We start from the raw sequence: 20,776 nt of genomic DNA, 5'->3' as shown, positions 1-20,776 counted from the left end.
AACCAGATGGTAAAGAAACACACGCCCATGGAAGTCTATAGCTGGCCAACCCCCAATGGGCACAAGATCCATGTGATGATGGAGGAATGCGGTTATCAATTAGGCCGTGATTGGGACGCTTATGCTGTGGATATTGGCAAAGGCGACCAATTTAATCCTGATTTTTTAACGATTAGCCCCAATAATAAAATTCCTGCTTTAGTCGATCCGCATGGGCCTGATGGCAAGCCAATTCATCTCTTTGAATCGGGTGCAATTTTGCTCTATCTCGCCGGGAAAACAGGTCGCTTTCTACCGAAATCAACCCGCGATAAATATGTCGTCATGGAATGGTTGATGTTTCAAATGGGAGGGGTTGGGCCCATGTTAGGCCAAAACCACCACTTTCGTCTCTACGCGCCTGAAAAAATTGACTACGCCGTGAATCGCTATACCAATGAAGCCAAGCGCATTTATGGGGTCATGGACCGACAACTGGCCAAGCATCCATTTATTGCTGGCAAGGAATATACGATTGCTGATATTGCGACTTATCCTTGGACCCGCAATTGGAAAAACCAGGGTATTGAATTGGATGACTTCCCCCATTTTAAAAAATGGTATGAAAAAATTGGCGCTCGCCCTGCAGTTCAACGCGGCGTCCAAGTACTTGCAGAATTTCGTAAACCGCTAACTAACGCTCCCGCGAAAGATCAGCTCTTTGGCATAAGCCCAAAGCAGAAAAGCTAAAACCAGATTAAGCAAGTGCTGCAACATTTAATGTCGTAATTATTTAATAGAGAGTATGCCGTGAAAATTCAATCAGTCGGAATTATCGGCGCAGGCACAATGGGTAATGGCATCGCGCAGGTTTGCGCAGTTGCTGGTCTTGATGTCGTAATGATCGACATGAACGATGCTGCGGTTAAGCGTGGTCTAGATCAAATCAATACAAGCTTAGATCGCCTCATTAAAAAAGCGGTGCTTACAGCTGAAGCGAAAGAAATTGTCCTACAAAAAGTAAAAGGTAGTACTAACTATAACGATCTCGCTGGGCTCTCAATCATCATTGAAGCTGCTACCGAAAATCAGGCGACTAAAGAAAAAATTCTGCAGCAAATTGATGAGATTGTTAGCGCCGAAACGATTATTGCCACCAATACCTCTTCACTATCGATTACTAAACTCGCGGCCTTAAATTCTAATCCAGCGCGTTTTATCGGCATGCATTTTTTTAATCCACCGCCCTTAATGGCTTTGGTTGAGGTCATTCGCGGTCTACAAACTAGCGATGCCACTCATGATGCGGTAATTGCAATGGCTAAATATATTGGCAAAGAACCGATCACCGTTAAAAATTCACCCGGCTTTGTAGTGAACCGCATTTTGTTGCCGATGATTAATGAAGCATTTTTTGTGCTGGCCGAAGGTTTAGCGAGCGCTGAAGATATCGACGCGGGTATGAAATTGGGTTGCAATCAACCTATTGGTCCCCTGGCATTAGCCGACTTAATTGGTCTTGATACTTGTCTAGCTGTCATGCAGGTGTACTTTGAAAACTTTAGTGATTCAAAATATCGGCCTTGCCCCCTCCTCCAAGAGCTTGTGGCGGCGGGCTACTTAGGCCGTAAAACAGGCCGTGGCGTGTATCAATATGCCACTTAAAGCAGTACGCCTTCTGGGTTACGCCGGCCTCTTACCGTTTATTGGCTTGACATTCGTAACGCAACTGGGCTCAACGCCGAATAATTTTCTCGCCGCTGAATCCTTAGCGGGATATGGCGCAGTCATTGTGGCATTTTTAGGTGCAATCCATTGGGGTGCTAGCTTGCGCTCAATCAACTCAACTCCTACTACTGCCACAAGGTGGAGCGAACGCAATGCCTGGGTGTGGGGTGTGATTCCGGCCTTAACCGCTTGGTTGGCCTTGCATCTCTATATTCCGGTAGCGCTGCTCATTTTGGCAGCACTATTACTGATTCAGTTAGTAATTGATAAAACTACTTACCCCCACTACTTCAGCAATGAAGTTGCTTGCCGCGTATTCCTGCAGATGCGCACCCACCTCACTTTCGTGGCGATGGCTTGCTTAGCCTGGAGTGCTAACGTGATTCTGCTGAATTAAACAGTATGGGCGAGCTCTTTGATACGCAGCCGCCACCACCATTAGCCGAGGCTTTACGCCCTAAAACAATTGACGCAGTGATTGGTCAGACCCATTTATTGGCAGCTGGCAAACCACTAAATCTCGCCTTTGCTTCAGGTCAACCGCACTCGATGATTTTATGGGGGCCGCCAGGTGTAGGTAAAACCACTTTAGCGCGACTGTCTGCACAAGCCTTTCAACGCGACTTCATTGCTATTTCTGCAGTCTTGGCGGGCGTAAAAGAAATTCGCGAAGCCATTGAACGCGCCCAGCAAACCATGGCGCAATTTGGCCGCCAAACAATTTTATTTGTCGATGAAATTCACCGCTTCAATAAAAGTCAACAAGATGCACTCTTACCCCATGTTGAATCGGGCCTCTTTACTTTTATTGGTGCCACTACCGAAAATCCTTCCTTCGAAGTCATCTCAGCGCTCTTATCACGTGCGCAAGTCTATGTGCTCAAACCGCTCAGCACCGCTGAGCTCAAGCTACTCTTAACCCGCGCGCGCGCTGCTGCACTCCCCGATATCGCCTTTGATAGTGCGGCCATTGAAGCTTTAGTGGCACATGCCGATGGTGATGCCCGCCGCTTACTCAATTTAGTCGAACAAATTCGCAATGCCCTCTCAGCCCCAGGCTGTGAAGTCAAACAAATTGATCAAGCTTATGTGCAAAATACCTTGGCGAGCAATGTCAGGCGCTTTGATAAGGGCGGCGATCAGTTTTATGATCAAATTTCTGCTTTGCATAAATCCGTCCGCGGCTCGCATCCCGATGCAGCGCTCTACTGGTTATGCCGCATGCTTGATGGCGGCGCCGACCCACGTTACTTAGCCCGCCGGATTGTGCGCATGGCCTGGGAAGATATCGGCTTGGCCGATCCCCGCGCGATGCAATTGGCTAACGATGCAGCGCAAACCTATGAGCGACTAGGCTCACCTGAAGGTGAATTAGCCCTTGGTCAAGCAGTCGTGTATTTAGCAGTAGCGGCTAAAAGTAATGCGAGTTACAACGCCTACAACGCCGCACGCGCCTTTGTGGCAGGCGACCAAAGTCGTGAAGTACCAATCCATTTACGTAATGCGCCTACTCAGCTAATGAAAGGGCTTGGTCATGGTCACGCCTACCGTTATGCACACGATGAACCCCATGCTTATGCTGCCGGTGAAACTTATCTACCGACTGGTATGCCAGAGCCCCGCTGGTATGAGCCAGTTGAGCGCGGCTTAGAAAGCCAAATTGCGGAAAAAATGGCTTTTTTGCGTCAATTGGACGTCGACGCGAAGAAATAAGCGATTGTCAAAAAACTCCCCTATACTGTATAAAAATACAGTATATGCAAAATTCACTTATTCGCCCCAAATACCCGCTGCAAGTCGCTCGTTTTCCGCTCTACGCCTGCCCGGCTCCGGCAGGTTTTCCTTCGCCTGCCGCCGATCATTACGATAAGCGCCTTGATCTGAATGAGCATCTGGTTTTGCATCCCGAAGCGACTTTTTTTCTACGCGTCAAGGGCGACTCGATGATTGGCGCCGGTATTCACGATAACGATTTATTGGTGATTGATCGCTCAGTCGAGCCCACCCATGGCCGCGTCGTCATTGCTGTAATTGATGGTGAGCTCACCGTTAAACGACTGCATCGGCAGCGCGGCAAAATTATTCTTAAAGCTGATAATCCCAGCTATCCCGATCTGGCCATCGCAGCCGACCAAGAATTACAAATTTGGGGCGTGGTCTCACACGTAATTCATAAGCCATAGCCCTTCGTCACCGCCTCTCGACTAGCAATTTTCTTCCCATTCTGGCCATTCATTCTTTTTCATGCCCCAACCATTTAACAGCGCACCACCTACCTTTGCGCTCATTGACGCCAATAATTTTTATGTTTCTTGTGAGCGCGTCTTTAATCCGCAGCTAGAAAAAAGGCCCGTAGTTGTACTTTCAAATAACGATGGTTGTATCGTCGCGCGTAGTCAAGAAGCAAAAGATTTAGGTATTGGCATGGGCATCCCTTTTTTTCAAGCTAAACATCTAATGCAAAGCCATGGTCTCATTTGGTTTAGCTCCAACTACACACTCTATGGTGATATGAGTGCGCGTATGATGACTTTACTTAGCAGTTTTGCACCCCAACAAGAAATTTATTCCATTGATGAATGCTTTCTCGATCTAACCGGCATCCATCATGATGCCGTCAGCTATGGCCAAACCATTCGTCGGTCTACGCGGCGCTACTTAGGTTTACCCACTAGCGTAGGTATCGGCAAAACCAAAACCCTCGCCAAATTAGCAAACCATCTCGCCAAAAAACGCCCACAGTATGGCGGTGTTTTCGATTGGCAGGCTTGTGAGCCCTTGGTAGAAGATTGCTTAATGGCCCAAATAGATGTCGGTGAAATTTGGGGTGTTGGTAGACGCTTACGCGTGCAATTAAGAGCGCTGGCAATTCAAACTTGCCGCGATTTGAAATATGCGCAGGCCAGCTTAATCCGTCAACGTTTTGGCGTTGTACTCGAGCGCACAGTTGCAGAATTAAATGGCCTCGCTTGTCTCGCCTTAGAAGATACCCAAACCAATCAGGAAAAGCGCAAACAACAGATTATTTCGAGTAAAAGTTTTGGTCAACCCATTACCACATTGACCGATTTAAGTGCAGCCGTATTAAGCTACACTGCGCGCGCGGCAGAAAAATTGCGCCAACAAGACTCAGTCTGCTCACATATCGTCGTATTCATCCAAACGAATCCTTTTTCCAGCCAACAAAAACAGTATGCGAATAGCCTTACCTTACCCCTGATTGTGGCAAGTAACGATACCCGTCGCTTAGCACAACTCGCGGTCTTAGGCATCGAAAAAATCTATCGCGCAGGGTATCGCTATAAAAAAGCAGGGGTCATCCTACTCGGATTACACCCTGCTACGCAGCAACAAGGGAATCTATTCGTGGCAGATGCGCCTGCGCGCAATAATAAAGTCATGCATGTCATGGATCACCTCAATCAAAAGTATGGTGCCAATACCTTAAGCTTGGCTGGCGCTGGTCTGCAGCCACACTGGCGCATGCAGGCGTCCCAACGCACCCCCAACTACACTACCGCTTGGGATGAACTAGCACAAGCCCATGCTGATCGTTAGAACCCAGAAAACTAATACTCAATACAATTAGGGATGACTGCCTTGCAGCGTAACCTATTCATCTCTTTTTAAAGGAAATTGCTATGCGTAAAATTCTGGTTTTATTCACAACTATCGTCAGCCTGGCTTGCTTTGCACAATTCGCCTATGCAGGCCCTAAAGTTGAAATGAAAACGACTTTGGGTAGCTTTGTGGTTGAATTAGATGCAACTAAAGCGCCTAAATCAACTGCTAATTTTTTGAATTATGTCAAAAGCGGTTTTTATAATGGCACTATTTTTCATCGTGTCATTGACGGCTTCATGATTCAAGGTGGTGGCTTTACTGCCGAAATGGTACAAAAACCAACCCAAGCACCAATTCCTTCAGAAGCCCAAAACGGCCTCAAGAATCAAGCCTACACCATTGCCATGGCACGTACTGCCGATCCTGATTCAGCCACTGCACAATTTTTTGTTAACGTCAAAGACAATGAAGCCCTCAACTATCCCAATGCTGCAGGTAATGGTTATACCGTCTTTGGCAAAGTGATTTCAGGCATGCAAACTATTGATGCCATCAAAAAAGTGCAGACTACAACGGTAAATGTGCCTGGTGCGGGACGCTTCGCTGATGTACCAACCGTGCCGGTTGTGATTCAGTCGGCCACTATTTTGAATTAAGCTAATTCATTTCCGCCAACTAACTGCCGTAAGCGTTCACAATGATCTTGCTTGATGATGTTGAAAGCACGCCTGCGCTACCAACCAGTCGCCTCTACCGCCACCCAACTCAATACTGGGCTGCTAAACAGGTCACAGAAATTGCTAGCTGTCTTACGGCAATTGAGTCTGCGACCCAACAAGGTCTCTATGTAGTCGCTGCCTTTGCTTATGAATTAGGTCACTATTTACAAGGCATGTCGTCGCGCAATGATCATGCGCCGCAACCTGCTAAAGCAATGGCCGAAGATCCTTTAATTGAAGCCTGGGCTTTTTCAACGGTCAACAAGCTGAGTAAAACAGAGGTAGATCAATGGCTTTTGGCAGAGCTACAACAATTGCCGCCAGATGAAGCGAGCGCAGGGGTAGCTCATTTAAGTGAGTCCCTTTCAGCAACAGACTTCAGTGCCGATATTGCGCGCATTCAAGCGTGGATACAAAGTGGCGATACCTATCAAATTAATCATACTTATCAAGTGCGAGGTCAAGCCTATGGTGCACCACTAGCTCTCTATGCCCGCTTACGCGCCCGTCAACCAGGTCGTTATGGTGCATTTGTGGCGGCCAACACACATTATATTTTGTCGCACTCGCCCGAACTCTTTGTCCAGCGCACTGGCCAGCAAATTGCGGCGATGCCGATGAAAGGTACAGCCAATGCACTTGAAAGCTCAACTGCGGCATTAAGCGCCGACCCTAAAAATCGCGCAGAAAATGTCATGATTGTAGATTTATTACGTAACGATCTTGGTCGCATTGCGCTTACTGGTAGCGTTACTGTGCCTGCATTATTTGAAGTGGCCCGTCATGGTGATGTATTACAGATGACGTCAACCGTCACCGCCCAATTACAGCCTAGAATTTCATTACAACAAATCTTGGCGGCAATTTTTCCTTGTGGTTCGGTCACTGGTGCGCCCAAAAAACGTAGTATGGAAATTATTCGTTCGCTCGAACCCCAAGCTCGCAACTATTACTGCGGCGCTTTAGGTTGGTTTGATCCCAACCAAGACTTTGCTTTAAGTGTACCCATTCGCACCATTCAATTAAGTCGCAATGCCGCAACCCAAGCAACCCATTTTGTGATGGGAGTAGGTGCAGGCATTACCAATGATTCAAATCCAGCCGCAGAATGGGAAGAGTGCCAAGTCAAGTCGGGTTTTTTAAGTCATTTACCCAGTAGCGTGGGTTTATTTGAAACCATCCGCGTCACTACAGGCCAAGCAGTACAACTGGCTGCCCACTACGCCCGTTTAACCAAATCAGCACAGAGTTTAGGCATTCCCATTTCATCATCACAGTGGCATAGCTGTGTTGAAGATGCCCTCCAGCAAATTCCTGCGCAGGGCGAGTTTCGTCTTAGAATCGATTTATCGCCCGCGGGCTTGTTGTCATTTCAATTTAGCGCGCTAGCGGCCCTACCAAGCCCAGTCAACATTTTTTGGGCGCAAGATTTGCTCCGCGATCCTGCCATGGCCATCATGCATTCCGGTAATCTGCTCTTACAACATAAAACTACTCAACGCTTAGCCTACGATACGGCTTGGCAAGCGGCAGTTCAGCAAGGCGGCTTTGATGCCCTCTTTACTAATGAGCAAGGCATGGTTACCGAAGGGGGGCGGAGTTCGCTGTTTATCCGTCCCAAAGAAAGCCAGCAATGGTTAACGCCACCCCTCACTGCGGGTGTCTTACCTGGAATCATGCGCCAACAGTTACTCGATGATAATCAGCGTCAAACCCATGAGGTCAACCTGACTGTTGCTGAAGTCTTAGCTGCCGAAGAGATTATTATTTGTAATGCCCTACGTGGCCCCTTGTCGGCCACTTTTTAATATCACTCCCGCATTCCGCCTTAATAAAACGAATTCCTGATGAAATATTGCACCCGCTGTGGCTCACCCGTCACCCTACACATTCCCGCTGATGACACTCGTCTGCGCCATGTTTGTTCGGTTTGTCAACACATTCACTATCTCAACCCCCGTAATGTAGTCGGAAGTATTCCCATCTGGCAGCAGCAAGTATTACTCTGTCGGCGGGCGATTGAACCACGTTTGGGTTTCTGGACCTTACCCGCAGGATTTTTAGAAATTGGAGAAAGTACTAGTATGGGTGCAGCGCGTGAAACTCTCGAAGAAGCGGGTGCTGAGGTCGATATTGGGCCGCTTTACTCCCTGCTAAATGTGGCTCATGTCGAGCAAGTCCATCTATTTTATTTAGCGCAAATGCGTAGCGCAGATTTTTTAGCGGGCACGGAAAGTTTAGAGGTAGCCCTATTTAATGAAGCCGATATTCCTTGGTCTGAGATTGCGTTTCCGACTGTAAAACAAACGCTACTCTGGTTTTTTGCTGATCGGGCTGCAGGTAAAATGGCTACGCACTTCGCTGGCAGTATGCATAGCCGAGATATTCTCCCACACGAAAAAATCTAAGTGGTAATTACTCGATGAGTCCTATCCCGTGGCTTGGTATAGCCGATTCCTTTCCTGATCCCAGCCTTACTCCTGATCCCGATCCAGCCGTACCTGGGCTCTTCGCAGTAAGCGAACATATTTACCCAGGTCAATTGAGCCAAGCTTACCAATTAGGTTTATTTCCTTGGTATTCCGATCGTCAACCTGTCTTATGGTGGTCGCCCGACCCGCGCATGGTGCTGAGTCCCGCGCAATTTATTGTCAGTAAATCACTTCATAAATCCTTACGCCATTTTTATCATCAATCCAACACCCAAATACAAGTGGATCAGCATTTTGATGCTGTTTTAAGGGCCTGCGCCACCATCCAGCGCAAAAATCAGGAGGGCACCTGGATTACCCATGAAATAATTGAGGCCTACACCGCGCTTTATGAAGCTGGACATGCCCATAGCCTTGCCGTCCTTGAAAATGACCAATTATTGGGCGGCCTCTATTGTGTTAACTTTGGCGGTATGGTGTACGGAGAGTCGATGTTTAGTTATACCGACAATGCTTCAAAGATTGCCTTGGCAGCGCTTTGCGCATGGTGCTACGATCGAGGTGTGAAAATAATCGATTGCCAACAAGAAACTGCGCATTTAAATTCTTTAGGGGCTCGCCCCATTACACGCGCCGCATTTCTTCAACACATTAACCAAGCGATTCAACAAAACCAGACGGCGGTGCCATGGTCTTTTGATAAAGCAATTTTGCAACGCTGGCTATGACGCAAGTTAACGAGCTACCCTTAACGGCCCTACAGTTTTATGCCACCGCACCTTATCCCTGTAGCTATTTGCCCGATCAAATTGCCCGCTCGCAAGTTGCCACTCCTTCGCATTCCATTCATGCTGATTTATATGGCGAGCTAGTCAATGCTGGTTTTCGACGCAGTGGTCTGTTTACATACCGGCCCTATTGCGATCAATGCCAAGCCTGCATCGCAACCCGCATTCCGGTCAACCAATTTAGCCCCAACCGCAGTCAACGTCGCGCTTGGAAAAAACATGCGCATTTACAAGTTCAAGTCTTAAATTTAACTTACCAAGAAGCACACTACGAACTCTACCAACAATACCAAAATCAGCGTCATGCAGGCGGAGATATGGATCGCGATGATGAAGACCAGTACCGCCAATTCTTATTACAAAGTCGGGTGAACTCTCGACTAGTAGAATTTCGCGATGGGCTCAGCGGCGAACATCCTGGCCGCTTACGCATGGTTAGCATGATTGATATTCTCGAACAGGGCATCTCTTCGGTCTATACTTTTTTTGATGCTAACGATGCCACTACTAGTTTTGGTACCTATAGCGTGCTCTGGCAAATTAATCAAACCCAGCAACTTGGCTTAAACTATCTCTACCTAGGCTATTACATTCAAGCCAGTGAGAAGATGGCCTATAAAGCAAAATTTCAACCGCTTGAGGGTTTAATTAACGAACAATGGCAAACCCTAGCCTCACCCGCTGTACTACCCTTGTCTAATGTATCGCCATGATTGACGTCTATGCCTTATTGCGCCCCGGTTTATTCTTAATCGACGCGGAGCAAGCGCATAACCTCACTTTAGGAAACTTAGACCGCGCAGAGCGCTTAGGCTTATTAAAATATGTTGTTCCCTCGATCCCCCCTCAACCACAGACTCTCTGTGGTCTCACTTTCCCTAATCCGGTAGGTCTTGCTGCGGGACTCGATAAAGATGGTCGCCATATTGATGCTTTAGCCCGTTTAGGTTTTGGGTATTTAGAAATTGGTACCGTTACACCACGACCGCAAGCAGGTAATCCTCAGCCGCGCATGTTCCGCCTCAGCGCGGCACAAGCCTTAATTAACCGCATGGGCTTTAATAACGATGGCGTGGTCGCCTGTGTAGAGCGAGTAAGGCAATCCCATTTTTGGCAAACGGGCGGCATCATTGGCCTCAATATTGGAAAAAACGCCACGACCCCAATTGAGCATGCAGCGGATGACTATATCGCCGCCATGACGGCAGTCTATGAAGTCGCTTCGTACATCACCATTAATATATCGTCGCCAAATACAGCCCATTTACGCTCCCTCCAGGAAGAGGCGCCCTTGCGCGCCCTGTTGACCCATTTAAGTGAAGCACGTCAACGTTTAGCCGATCAATTTGGCTTGAAAAAGCCGCTTTTTCTAAAAATTGCGCCCGACTTAGTAGCAAGCGATGTGGTTCTCATAGCCAATTTGCTTTTGGAGTATGGCATCGATGCAGTGATCGCTAGCAATACCACCACTTTGCGCGAGGGGGTACAAGGACTTGAACACGCCCAAGAAATGGGGGGACTCTCCGGCGCCCCACTTCAACAGCGCTCTAATCAACTCATTGCCAGCTTACATGCCCAACTCCACAATCAAATTCCCATTATTGGGGTGGGCGGCATCCTGTCGGGTCACGATGCCCAAGAAAAAATAAGCGCGGGTGCGCAACTCATTCAACTGTATACAGGACTGATATACCGCGGTCCCAGCCTCATTAACGAGTGCGTCAAGGCCCTCGCACCCAAGCGCTAAAAGCGCAGCTATAAAATTTGATTTCATAATATGCAATCGTAGTAAGAATAGCTACAATAAGAGCATGACTATTGCCAAGCCCTCCAAAACGCCCAAAGCCATAGGGGAAGTGGGTAAAACTGCGATTCAGGTTGTCGAGCGCATGATGAATTTGCTCGATGCTTTGGCCGAGCAGGAGGAAGCCAGCCCCCTTAAAGTGCTAGCCGAGCAAACTGGCCTGCATTCCTCAACTGCGCACCGTATCCTCAACGACTTAGTTGCCTGTCGCTTGGTTGAGCGCGGCGATGGTGGTACTTACCGTCTAGGCTTGAAGCTTTTAGAGTTAGGTAATTTAGTCAAAGCGCGCCTATCGGTGCGTGAAGCTGCCCAAATGCCCATGCGTAACCTGCATAAACTTACTGGGGAAACGGTCAATCTTTCCTTGCGTCAAGGAGATGAAATTATTTATGTCGATCGCGCCTACAGCGAACGCTCTGGCATGCAAGTGGTTCGTGCTATTGGTGGTCGCGCGCCCTTGCACTTAACTTCGGTGGGTAAGCTCTTTTTAGCTAGCGATGAAGCGCCGCAAGTACGTGCCTATGCAACCCGCACAGGTTTAACTGGCCATACTCGCAATAGCATTACTGAAGTCAATGCGCTGGAAATGGAACTGGGTAAAGCAAAAAAATTAGGCCATGCCCGCGACGATGAAGAACTTGAGCTGGGGGTAAGCTGTTTGGCTGCGGGCATCTTTGATGACAGTGGAAAATTAGTAGCGGGTTTATCGTTAAGCGCACCTACCGATCGTATGCAGGTAGACTGGCTTAAAGCCCTGCAAGAAACTGCCGTTCAAATCTCCCGTGGGCTTGGCTTTAAACCCAAATCAACTTCTTAAAATGATTCTCTAGTCTCACATTAATTGGCGCCCAGCAGGTGCAGCACCAATTGGAATGCGTTCATACCAATCTCGCACCCGTTCAGCATCGGCAAAGCGCGACTGTGTACCAACTGAATCTAAAAATACCAATAAAAGTGGTGCACCGTTTACCCGTGCTTGCATCACCAAACATTTACCCGCAGCATTAATAAAACCCGTTTTTTGCAGGCCAATATCCATATTGCCAGAACGAACCAAGCGATTGGTATTTAAAAATTTTTGCGGCCGATTATTAATCAAAATAGTTTGCTCGGGTAAAGTAGAAAACTCGCGAATTAATTTATATTGGTAAGCAGCATTTAGCATGCGGGTTAAATCTTCTGCGCTAGCCACGTTTTCACTCATTAAACCGGTTGGGTCAGCGTAATTAGAATGCACCATGCCCAATTCTTTGGCCTTCCGATTCATCGCGGCAACAAACGCGGTCATACCGCCAGGATAATTACGCCCAAGGGTATAAGCAGCTCGATTTTCTGAAGACATTAAAGCTAAACGTAAAAAATCTTCGCGGCTAAAGGCAGAACCTAAAGCGATGCGTGAATGCTTATAGCTTTGCACATCCTCGGCATTAATTACCAAGAGCTCATCAAGGGGCAATTTAGAGTCGAGCACCACCATCGCCATCATCAATTTGGTTATCGAGGCAATCGGTAAACTCACGTTCGAATTTTTCTCGAAAATCACTTCTTTAGTATCTTGATTCACGACTAAAGCTACGCTCGATTTCAAACTTAATTCATCATGCTGCCCACGCAAACCCAAGGCGGTGGCAAAGGATGGTCGCGCCGCTTCAGCAACCATAGTAGTGGGTTGGCGGGTAACGGTAATGCGTACTCGCTTAGGCTTTTTAGCGACGACAACCTTAGCGCTCGTTTTGGGTGCTGATTTATTGCTAACAGCCGCAACCGGGGCAACTGCTTGAGTAGAGGCTTTTTTCTTAGTATTAGTACTACCGTTATTTTGCGCGACAGCCGGGTTGCCGAGAAGACCACCTAAAATGATAAACGCCAGAACTCCTGCAACACAGAAATGCTGCCACTGCAATAAGGCAGAATGCTTTAAATATTCAATAAATTGAAAACCCATCTAAACCACTTTCTATCGACCTGAATCTGAGCATGATAAATACTTTTTCAGCCAAGCAACGCATTTATGCAAACCAACATCTAAAAATAGCGCTAGGGAAGACTGACTTGCGCTTTGTGATTCACTATGAGAACACCTACCATGGTTAAAAGAATGCCAAAAATCATCAGCGCGGTTAGCGGCTCATGAAAACCAATCCAAGCCATAACTGCAGTGGTTGGCGGAGTTAAATACAACAAACTAGTTACGCGGGTAGCGGCACCCTTACGAATTAATAAAAATAACAAGCTCACTGATCCAATCGAGAGCGGCCCAATAGACCATCCCAAGGCAATAACAACGGGCCAATTCCACACCATCTTGCCAGTTTCAAATAAGGCAACAGTAATGGCAGTCAACACCACCGCAACGGCAAACTGAATGAGTGATCCAGCCCGTAAATCAAAGTTGGCACAAAACTTTTTTTGATATAAGGTACCCAGCGTAATCGATAGTAAGGCTCCAATAATGAGCAAATAACTTGCTAATGGTAGTTGTACAAAATGGGTTTTTTCAAACACCACAAATGCCACTCCAATAAACCCCAAAGCCAAACCCAGCCATTGTCGTTGGGTAACATGCTCTGCGACCCACGCCGACCACCAGGCTGTCAAAATCGGTTGCAAGCCTACTATCAGTGCGGCTAAGCCTGCGCTCATGCCAAAGCGCACTGCACACCATACTCCTAAAAGATAGCCAAACTGCAATAAAGCCCCAGCAACGCCAATGTGACCAGCTAATGGCCATTTGGGCCAAACGGGGCGCCAAATTAAGCTCAGGATACCCATGGCCAATAAAACTCCCATGAAGCGCCAAAGCAAAAAAGTGGCTGGCTCGACATAAGGCATGCTGAGCCGCGCAATAATGAAGCCGGTACTCCAAATAAGGACAAAAATGGGCCCCATCGCGGCCTCTAGTGAAAAGCGCATTGTGTTATTGAGCTGCCACTAGGCACAAAAATGGGATCATGGCCCTTATTTTAGGCGGAAACCGGAAACTGGCCTTTTTTGTTGCATTGCATCAATTTTGCTATATAATTATAAAAATTAGGTGCATAACCTAGGGGCCAATAGGACAATAGAAAACTACCAAAAGCCCTTTTTTATTAATTAAAAAACCTGCGGAGAGTAATAATGAACTTAACACCAGAACAATTAGCAGCAGCCCAAAAAGCCAACCTAGAAACATTAAGCGGCCTCACTGGCCAAGCTTTAAAAAGTATTGAGAAGTTGGTTGAACTGAATATGCAAATAGCAAAATCAAGCCTTACCGATAGCTTAGGAAATGCGAAGAAAGCTTTGGAAATTAAAGATATTCAGCAATTGCTGGCTCATCAAGCCGACACAGTTAAACCCATGGCTGAAAAAATTATGGCGTATAGCCGCCACCTCTACGATTTAGCGCATGAAACCCACAGCTCCTTCAGCCAATCTGCTGAAGCCGAAATTCAGGCTAGCCAGAAGAAAATTCAGTCGATGGTAGACGATTGGGCGAAAAGTGCACCTGCAGGATCCGAGGCGGCAGTTAATGCCATGAAGCAAGCCATTGCCTCAGCCAGTACCGTATTTGAAAACAGCCAAAAGGCCGTTAAACACGCAATTGATATTGCCCAAACCAACTTAAATACTGCTACCGACAGTGTCATGCAAGCAGCCGATAAAGCTGTGAAGTCAGCTAAGGGCGGCAAAAGCAAATAAGTCGTTTTATCCGATCTCGACCGTAGCAAAATGATTGAAGCCCAGAATTTCTGGGCTTTTTTCATTTCTTCCGCTGGGCAGGTAAATCCGTACACGAGCCATGCTGTACTTCTGCAGCTAGACCCACTGTTTCACCTAAGGTTGGATGGGGATGAATCGTTTTACCCATATCAATTGCATCGGCGCCTAACTCAATAGCTAAACACACTTCGCCAATTAAATCGCCCGCATGGGTGCCAACAATACCGCCGCCAATTATGCGCTGCGTGGCCGCATCAAATAGTAATTTAGTAAAACCCTCATCGCGTCCATTGGCAATTGCACGGCCACTTGCAGCCCAAGGAAATAAACCTTTTTCATAAGCAATTCCCTGTGCCTTACATTGCTCTTCTGTTAATCCAGCCCATGCAACTTCAGGGTCGGTATAGGCCACTGAAGGAATTTGCTTAGCATCAAAAAAAGATTTTTGACCAGCAGCAGCTTCTGCTGCTACATGCCCTTCATGTACGGCTTTATGGGCCAGCATGGGTTGCCCTACTAAGTCACCAATCGCAAAAATGTTCGGTACATTGGTACGCATTTGTTTATCAACAGCAATAAATCCGCGCTCATCAACCTGCACGCCTGCTAAACCCGCGTCAATTTTTTTGCCGTTTGGCGTGCGTCCCACAGCAACCAACACTAAATCGTAGCTTTGTGGCGAAGCGGGAGCGTGCTCACCCTCAAACGTCACTTCAATTCCTGTTGGCTTTGCTTCGGCCTTGGCGGCACGGGTCTTTAAGAAAATATGCTCAAAACGTCCTGCATTCTGTTTTTCCCAAACCTTTTCCAAATCCCGATCAGCGCCAGCCATCAGGCCATCTAACATTTCCACAATATCGATCTTTGTGCCGAGGGCACTATAAACGGTCGCCATCTCTAAACCAATAATGCCGCCGCCAATAACCAACATGCGCTTTGGAATACTCTTTAATTGCAATGCTCCCGTACTATCCACAATACGCGGGTCGGCTGGTAAAAACGGTAAATGCACAGGTTGACTACCAACTGCAATGATGGCTTTTTGAAAACGAATCACTTCCTGTGCGCCGCTTAAATCTTGGCCATCACCACGGGTCAAATGAACAGCCACATGATTCGCATCAAGAAAATGGCCAACCCCGCGAACGACAGTCACCTTACGTGCTTTAGCCATACCAGCCAAACCGCTGGTTAACTTACCAATGACTGATTCTTTATAGGTGCGTAATTCAGCGAGGTCAATTTCCGGAGCGCTATAGCGAACGCCATGGCGAGAAATAGATTTCACTTCATCCATTACTGCAGCAGTATGTAATAAGGCTTTTGAGGGAATACAGCCCACATTTAAACAAACCCCGCCTAAGTTCGCATAACGCTCGAGCAAAATCGTTTTCATACCTAAATCGGCGCTACGAAAAGCAGCGCTATAGCCACCAGGCCCTGCACCCAAAACGAGTACTTCGCACTCATGCTGTACGGCGCCACTATATTGCCCGGCTGCTCTAGGCGCTGAAACTGAAGAAGCTGGGGTAGGCACTGGAGGTAGTGACGTAGTCTGTGCAGATGACTGCGAAGGCGCCGTAGCCGGTGCCGCCGAAGATGCCACTGCAGTGACTTCAATCTCGCCAATCACCGTACCCTTACCCACTTTATCGCCTAGCTTAATTGCTAGGCTCACTATTTTTCCAGCGATTTCTGCTGGAACTTCCATGGTGGCTTTATCCGACTCTAAAACAAATAAGGGCTGTTCCTTTTCGACGCTATCGCCTACTTTAACCAGCACTTCAATTACCGGCACATCATCGTAATCGCCAATATCAGGCACGATTAAGGCTTGCTTAGTCATCTGCGCTCCTTACAGTACTGCACGCCGAAAATCAGCGAGCAATTGGGCAATATAGGCATTAAAGCGGGTTGCCAAAGCACCATCAATGACGCGATGATCAGCACTTAATGACAAGGGGCAAATTAAACGGGGAATAAATTGCTGGCCATCCCAAACTGGTTTCATGGCCGCCTTACTCACACCCAAAATAGCGACTTCAGGCGCATTCACAATAGGTGAAAAAGCGGTGCCGCCAATACCGCCGACGGAAGAAATGGTAAAGCTGGCTCCCTGCATTTGATCGGGCTTTAATTTTCCCTCTCTAGCGAGCGCCGCCAATTCGGAGGTTTCTTGGGCAATCTCAAAAATACCTTTTTGATTAGCATTTTTTATCACTGGAACAACCAAACCATTGGGCGTATCTGCAGCAAAGGCAATATGAAAATACTTTTTCAAGACCAGGTCATCACCATCAAGCGAACTATTAAATTCAGGATATTTTTTCAAGGCTGCAACGGCCGCCTTAATTAAAAAAGCGAGCATGGTAATTTTTTTACCCTGCTTCTCATTTTCTTTGTTCGTTGAAATGCGGAAGGCTTCTAAATCAGTAATGTCAGCATCTTCATGATAAGTAACAGCGGGAATCATCACCCAATTACGCGCTAAATTTGCAGCAGAGATTTTTTTAATGCGCGACAGCGGTTGCCGCTCGACTGCACCAAATTTAGTGAAATCCACTTTAGGCCAAGGTAAAAGATTGAAATTACCTAATCCCGTAGCTGACGCATTAGTATGAGAACCGGTATTAGCAATCATTGCTGCTTTAATAAAAGCCTGCACATCTTCCTGCGTAATTCTGCCCTTCAAACCAGAACCCGTTACTAAGGCAACTTGCACTCCCAATTCGCGCGCAAACTTACGCACCGACGGGCTGGCATGGCTAGCTTTCCCCATTAAGTCGCTATCCCCTATTGGGCTAGTCACTGTTGTTGGGGTGGCCGTATGAGTTTGAGTAACGGCAACTGCGGGAGGAGCTGAAGCTGTATGCGGTTGTGCCACTGCAGCTAAAGGAGCGGCCGTTTGACTTGGTGCGGCTGCGACTGGGGGGGTTGCCGCAGCGTCAGTAGCTTCCAGCAGCAAAACCAGCCCACCTTCAGAAATATTATCGCCAACCTTTACCTTCACCTCCTTAACGACACCAGCATGGGAAGAAGGCACATCCATTGTTGCCTTATCCGACTCAAGGGTAATTAAAGACTGCTCTTTTTCAATCACATCGCCAGGCTGAACTAAAACTTCAATGACTGGAATGTCTTGGTAATCACCGATGTCGGGAACTTTAACTTCAATTAATTGGCTCATAAGAACTTTAACCGTATATTAGGCTGGGCATTAAACTGTTAGTGGATTAGGCTTGTTGGTATCAATGCCATATTTCTGTATGGCCTCGGTAACTTTCTGCCGCTCTAATTGGCCAGAATCTGCTAGTGCTTTTAAGGCAGTTAACACAATCCAATGGCGATCTACTTCGAAAAATTGTCGTAAATTTTCACGCGTATCCGAGCGACCAAAGCCATCGGTGCCCAACACTTCGTAACGTCTTCCCAAATTTTGAATTGCCGGGCGAATTTGTTCGGCAAACATCCGAATGTAATCACTTGCTGCAATTACGGGGCCAATGGTATCTTTTAAACAAATCTCGACATGCGACAAGCTTGGCTCAGCCGCAGGATTCAAGAGGTTATGACGATTCACGGCATTCCAATTCCGCGCTAACTCCGTAAAACTCGGGCAACCCCATAAATCAGTAGCTACACCCCATTCACTTTGTAACAGCTCGGCAGCTGCGATCACTTCACGGAAAATGGTCCCGCAACCCAATAGTTGAACGCGTAATTTCGCGTTAGGCTCGCCCATACTTTGTAACTTATACATCCCTTTAATAATGTCTTCCGCTGCGCCTTTTGGCATACCTGGATGCGCATAATTTTCATTCATCAGGGTGATGTAGTAATACACGTCTTCTTGCTCAGTAAGCATACGACGCATACCATCCTGAATCACAACCGCTAATTCAAAAGCAAAAGTAGGGTCGTAACTAATGCAATTAGGCACCGCTGCACTCCATACGTGACTATGACCATCTTCATGTTGCAAGCCCTCCCCATTTAAGGTAGTTCGGCCAGCAGTACCTCCAAGCAAAAAACCGCGGCTACGCATATCACCGGCTGCCCAAGCTAAATCGCCAATACGTTGAAAGCCAAACATCGAGTAAAAAATATAAAAAGGTAGCATCGGTACGCCATGGGTTGAATACGAGGTCGCCGCAGCTATCCAATCGCACATTCCACCCGCCTCATTAATGCCTTCTTGCAAAATTTGGCCGTGCTTATCTTCTTTATAAAACATCAACTGATCATGGTCTTCAGGGGTGTATTGCTGCCCCAATTGATTCCAGATGCCTAGTTGTCGAAACATTCCCTCCATACCAAAGGTACGCGATTCATCGGGCACAATTGGCACAACCCGCTTACCTAAAATTTTGTCGCGAATCACAATATTAAGCAGTCGCACAAATGCCATCGTCGTAGATATTTCACGTCCTTCACTAGTCGCCTCTAAAAGCGGTGCAAAAGTGTCTAGCGCGGGTACTGGCAAGCTTTCAGCTTTGGTGCGACGTTGGGGCAAATAACCACCAAGTTCATTACGCCGCGCCCGCATATATTCCAACTCGGGGCTGCCATCTGCAAATTTAACCAAAGGGATCTCATCTAACTGATCATCACTTACTGGAATATCAAAACGATCACGGAAACGCCGCACATCTTCAGGGTTCATTTTTTTAGCTTGGTGGGCAATATTCATGCCCTCACCTGACCCCCCCATACCGTAACCTTTAATGGTATGAGCCAAAATAACCGTAGGTTGATTTTCATGATGAACCGCGGCATGAAATGCGGCATACACCTTATGGGGATCATGACCGCCGCGATTCAAATTCCAAATATCATCATCACTCCAATCGGCCACTAGCGCTTTTAATTCGGGGGTATTAAATACAATTTCACGCACATAGGCGCCATGCTTAGACTTCATGGTTTGATAGTGACCGTCAACAATTTCACCCAAACGCTGCATCAAAATACCTTTTTTATCGCGCGCAAACAAAGCATCCCAATGGCCGCCCCACACTACCTTAATGACGTTCCAACCTGCTCCACGAAATTCACTTTCAAGCTCTTGAATAATCTTGCCATTTCCACGCACAGGACCATCAAGCCGCTGTAAATTACAATTCACCACAAAAATAAGGTTATCTAGTTTTTCGCGGCCAGCCATGCCAATTGCACCTAACGATTCAGGCTCATCGGTTTCACCGTCACCTAAAAAAGCCCAGACCTTGCGACCTTTTGTAATTGCGAAACCGCGGTCTTCTAAATACTTCATGAAGCGCGCTTGATAGATCGCCATAATTGGCCCCAGACCCATCGAGACCGTTGGAAATTGCCAGAAATCGGGCATCAACCAAGGATGGGGGTAGCTCGAAATACCTTTACCTCCGACCTCTTGGCGGAAATGGTCTAACTGGCTAGCCTCGAGCCTGCCCAACATGAAGGCCCGTGCATAAACACCTGGCGCAGAATGCCCTTGAACAAAAATGAGATCACCGCCATGTTGCTCAGAAGGCGCATGCCAAAAGTGATTAAATCCAACATCATATAAAGTGGCGGCCGATTGAAACGAAGAAATATGCCCACCCACATTGGTATCTTTGTTTGCCCGCAACACCATGGCCATCGCATTCCAACGAGTATAAGAACGGATCCGATGTTCAATATTTTGATCGCCTGGTAAGCGTACTTGCAATTCAACGGGAATCGTATTGATATAGGGTGTTTCAGCATGGAAGGCTTGATTAACGCCATTCACGCGGGCATGGGAAATTTGTTGGTCAATTAAATACGCTGCCCGTTCAGCGCCTTCGGTACGAATTACGCCATCAAGCGCTTGTAACCACTCTTGAGTTTCACCTGGATCTTCATCCTTGGTGTTGGCAATAAGTTGCCCCAATATTTGCTCTGGAACTGCTGCCATTTTTAATCTCCATAGTGATATGTAATGCCGTTGAACTTCACTTTATGGCTGAATTTTAAGAAGAGAAAGTTATATTGACAAGAAATATTCCACATAATGATAGTATTTATCATAATATGGAATTATATTGCGCTGCAAAT

General features: G+C 47.1%; 19 protein-coding genes. 14 read left to right on the top strand and 5 right to left on the bottom strand.

Annotated elements, in window-relative coordinates; translation table 11 throughout:
* The first annotated feature begins 6 nt into the window (after positions 1-6).
* The 13 genes from LZG75_RS07245 to LZG75_RS07185 all read left to right on the top strand — a co-directional run bounded on the left by LZG75_RS07245 (position 7) and on the right by LZG75_RS07185 (position 11,831).
* Positions 7-729 carry a glutathione binding-like protein gene (locus LZG75_RS07245; protein WP_233923655.1) on the top strand — a complete coding sequence of 241 codons (723 nt, stop codon included), beginning with the start codon at positions 7-9 and terminating at the stop codon, positions 727-729.
* Positions 730-789: 60 nt separating this feature from the next.
* Positions 790-1,644, top strand: coding sequence for a 3-hydroxybutyryl-CoA dehydrogenase (locus LZG75_RS07240; RefSeq protein ID WP_233923656.1), 855 nt, complete (start codon positions 790-792; stop codon positions 1,642-1,644).
* Positions 1,634-2,104, top strand: a complete 471-nt coding sequence (locus tag LZG75_RS07235) for a DUF3429 domain-containing protein (RefSeq protein WP_233923657.1) — start codon at positions 1,634-1,636, stop codon at positions 2,102-2,104. Before LZG75_RS07240 ends, LZG75_RS07235 begins: the two co-directional genes overlap by 11 nt.
* 5 nt (positions 2,105-2,109) lie before the next feature.
* Positions 2,110-3,420 (top strand): replication-associated recombination protein A, encoded by a 1,311-nt coding sequence (locus tag LZG75_RS07230; RefSeq protein WP_233923658.1) that lies wholly within the window; start codon positions 2,110-2,112, stop codon positions 3,418-3,420.
* 44 nt (positions 3,421-3,464) lie between these two features.
* Complete coding sequence (locus tag LZG75_RS07225; RefSeq protein ID WP_233923659.1) at positions 3,465-3,890, top strand: LexA family transcriptional regulator; 426 nt, start codon at positions 3,465-3,467, stop codon at positions 3,888-3,890.
* Between the two features lie 61 nt (positions 3,891-3,951).
* Positions 3,952-5,265 (top strand): Y-family DNA polymerase, encoded by a 1,314-nt coding sequence (locus LZG75_RS07220; RefSeq protein WP_233936847.1) that lies wholly within the window; start codon positions 3,952-3,954, stop codon positions 5,263-5,265.
* Positions 5,266-5,348: 83 nt separating this feature from the next.
* Complete coding sequence (locus LZG75_RS07215) at positions 5,349-5,927, top strand: peptidylprolyl isomerase (RefSeq protein ID WP_233923661.1); 579 nt, start codon at positions 5,349-5,351, stop codon at positions 5,925-5,927.
* Between the two features lie 41 nt (positions 5,928-5,968).
* Positions 5,969-7,798 (top strand): bifunctional chorismate-binding protein/class IV aminotransferase, encoded by a 1,830-nt coding sequence (locus LZG75_RS07210; RefSeq protein ID WP_233936846.1) that lies wholly within the window; start codon positions 5,969-5,971, stop codon positions 7,796-7,798.
* Positions 7,799-7,837: 39 nt separating this feature from the next.
* A complete protein-coding gene (locus LZG75_RS07205) occupies positions 7,838-8,398 on the top strand; it encodes an NUDIX hydrolase (protein ID WP_233936836.1) in 561 nt (186 codons plus the stop codon).
* A 14-nt stretch (positions 8,399-8,412) separates the two neighbouring features.
* Entirely contained in the window at positions 8,413-9,150 is a 738-nt protein-coding gene (gene aat, locus LZG75_RS07200; protein WP_233923664.1) for a leucyl/phenylalanyl-tRNA--protein transferase, read from the top strand.
* The gene (locus LZG75_RS07195; protein WP_233923665.1) at positions 9,147-9,923 is read left to right on the top strand and encodes an arginyltransferase; all 777 of its coding nucleotides are present in this window, start codon (positions 9,147-9,149) and stop codon (positions 9,921-9,923) included. Before aat ends, LZG75_RS07195 begins: the two co-directional genes overlap by 4 nt.
* Positions 9,920-10,957, top strand: coding sequence for a quinone-dependent dihydroorotate dehydrogenase (locus LZG75_RS07190; RefSeq protein WP_233936833.1), 1,038 nt, complete (start codon positions 9,920-9,922; stop codon positions 10,955-10,957). Before LZG75_RS07195 ends, LZG75_RS07190 begins: the two co-directional genes overlap by 4 nt.
* 64 nt (positions 10,958-11,021) lie before the next feature.
* Positions 11,022-11,831 carry an IclR family transcriptional regulator gene (locus tag LZG75_RS07185; RefSeq protein ID WP_233936831.1) on the top strand — a complete coding sequence of 270 codons (810 nt, stop codon included), beginning with the start codon at positions 11,022-11,024 and terminating at the stop codon, positions 11,829-11,831.
* Between the two features lie 15 nt (positions 11,832-11,846).
* On the opposite strand, the gene LZG75_RS07180 is transcribed toward LZG75_RS07185, so the two are convergent.
* Both LZG75_RS07180 and LZG75_RS07175 read right to left on the bottom strand, forming a co-directional pair.
* Positions 11,847-12,959, bottom strand: coding sequence for a serine hydrolase (locus tag LZG75_RS07180; protein WP_233936823.1), 1,113 nt, complete (start codon positions 12,957-12,959; stop codon positions 11,847-11,849).
* Between the two features lie 92 nt (positions 12,960-13,051).
* A complete protein-coding gene (locus LZG75_RS07175; RefSeq protein ID WP_233936820.1) occupies positions 13,052-13,927 on the bottom strand; it encodes a DMT family transporter in 876 nt (291 codons plus the stop codon).
* A 204-nt stretch (positions 13,928-14,131) separates the two neighbouring features.
* Here LZG75_RS07175 and LZG75_RS07170 point away from each other — a divergent pair, with 204 nt between their 5' ends.
* A complete protein-coding gene (locus LZG75_RS07170; protein WP_233936817.1) occupies positions 14,132-14,695 on the top strand; it encodes a phasin family protein in 564 nt (187 codons plus the stop codon).
* A 61-nt stretch (positions 14,696-14,756) separates the two neighbouring features.
* Here the strand turns inward: LZG75_RS07170 and lpdA are convergent, their stop codons facing one another.
* Genes lpdA through aceE form a run of 3 tightly spaced genes read right to left on the bottom strand, consistent with a single transcriptional unit; the run spans position 14,757 to position 20,636 of the window.
* Positions 14,757-16,562, bottom strand: a complete 1,806-nt coding sequence (lpdA, locus tag LZG75_RS07165; protein ID WP_233936815.1) for a dihydrolipoyl dehydrogenase — start codon at positions 16,560-16,562, stop codon at positions 14,757-14,759.
* A 9-nt stretch (positions 16,563-16,571) separates the two neighbouring features.
* A complete protein-coding gene (gene aceF / locus LZG75_RS07160) occupies positions 16,572-17,903 on the bottom strand; it encodes a dihydrolipoyllysine-residue acetyltransferase (protein ID WP_233936813.1) in 1,332 nt (443 codons plus the stop codon).
* A gap of 30 nt (positions 17,904-17,933) precedes the next feature.
* Complete coding sequence (gene aceE, locus LZG75_RS07155) at positions 17,934-20,636, bottom strand: pyruvate dehydrogenase (acetyl-transferring), homodimeric type (RefSeq protein WP_233936810.1); 2,703 nt, start codon at positions 20,634-20,636, stop codon at positions 17,934-17,936.
* Positions 20,637-20,776 lie beyond the last annotated feature (140 nt).

This window comes from Polynucleobacter sp. IMCC30063, assembly GCF_021395235.1.
GTDB lineage: Bacteria > Pseudomonadota > Gammaproteobacteria > Burkholderiales > Burkholderiaceae > Polynucleobacter.
Note: the sequence above shows the minus strand (reverse complement) of the source record. Positions and strands in the feature narration are given on the sequence as shown.

Bases quoted from the DNA above. Each gene is read 5' to 3' on its own strand.
- aceE (WP_233936810.1), bottom strand. From the start codon at position 20,636: ATGGCAGCAGTTCCAGAGCAAATATTGGGGCAACTTATTGCCAACACC.
- LZG75_RS07215 (WP_233923661.1), top strand. From the start codon at position 5,349: ATGCGTAAAATTCTGGTTTTATTCACAACTATCGTCAGCCTGGCTTGC.
- LZG75_RS07190 (WP_233936833.1), top strand. From the start codon at position 9,920: ATGATTGACGTCTATGCCTTATTGCGCCCCGGTTTATTCTTAATCGAC.
- LZG75_RS07220 (WP_233936847.1), top strand. From the start codon at position 3,952: ATGCCCCAACCATTTAACAGCGCACCACCTACCTTTGCGCTCATTGAC.
- lpdA (WP_233936815.1), bottom strand. From the start codon at position 16,562: ATGACTAAGCAAGCCTTAATCGTGCCTGATATTGGCGATTACGATGAT.
- LZG75_RS07225 (WP_233923659.1), top strand. From the start codon at position 3,465: ATGCAAAATTCACTTATTCGCCCCAAATACCCGCTGCAAGTCGCTCGT.
- aceF (WP_233936813.1), bottom strand. From the start codon at position 17,903: ATGAGCCAATTAATTGAAGTTAAAGTTCCCGACATCGGTGATTACCAA.
- aat (WP_233923664.1), top strand. From the start codon at position 8,413: ATGAGTCCTATCCCGTGGCTTGGTATAGCCGATTCCTTTCCTGATCCC.
- LZG75_RS07170 (WP_233936817.1), top strand. From the start codon at position 14,132: ATGAACTTAACACCAGAACAATTAGCAGCAGCCCAAAAAGCCAACCTA.
- LZG75_RS07175 (WP_233936820.1), bottom strand. From the start codon at position 13,927: ATGCGCTTTTCACTAGAGGCCGCGATGGGGCCCATTTTTGTCCTTATT.
- LZG75_RS07185 (WP_233936831.1), top strand. From the start codon at position 11,022: ATGACTATTGCCAAGCCCTCCAAAACGCCCAAAGCCATAGGGGAAGTG.
- LZG75_RS07230 (WP_233923658.1), top strand. From the start codon at position 2,110: ATGGGCGAGCTCTTTGATACGCAGCCGCCACCACCATTAGCCGAGGCT.
- LZG75_RS07210 (WP_233936846.1), top strand. From the start codon at position 5,969: ATGATCTTGCTTGATGATGTTGAAAGCACGCCTGCGCTACCAACCAGT.
- LZG75_RS07195 (WP_233923665.1), top strand. From the start codon at position 9,147: ATGACGCAAGTTAACGAGCTACCCTTAACGGCCCTACAGTTTTATGCC.
- LZG75_RS07205 (WP_233936836.1), top strand. From the start codon at position 7,838: ATGAAATATTGCACCCGCTGTGGCTCACCCGTCACCCTACACATTCCC.
- LZG75_RS07235 (WP_233923657.1), top strand. From the start codon at position 1,634: ATGCCACTTAAAGCAGTACGCCTTCTGGGTTACGCCGGCCTCTTACCG.
- LZG75_RS07180 (WP_233936823.1), bottom strand. From the start codon at position 12,959: ATGGGTTTTCAATTTATTGAATATTTAAAGCATTCTGCCTTATTGCAG.
- LZG75_RS07245 (WP_233923655.1), top strand. From the start codon at position 7: ATGGTAAAGAAACACACGCCCATGGAAGTCTATAGCTGGCCAACCCCC.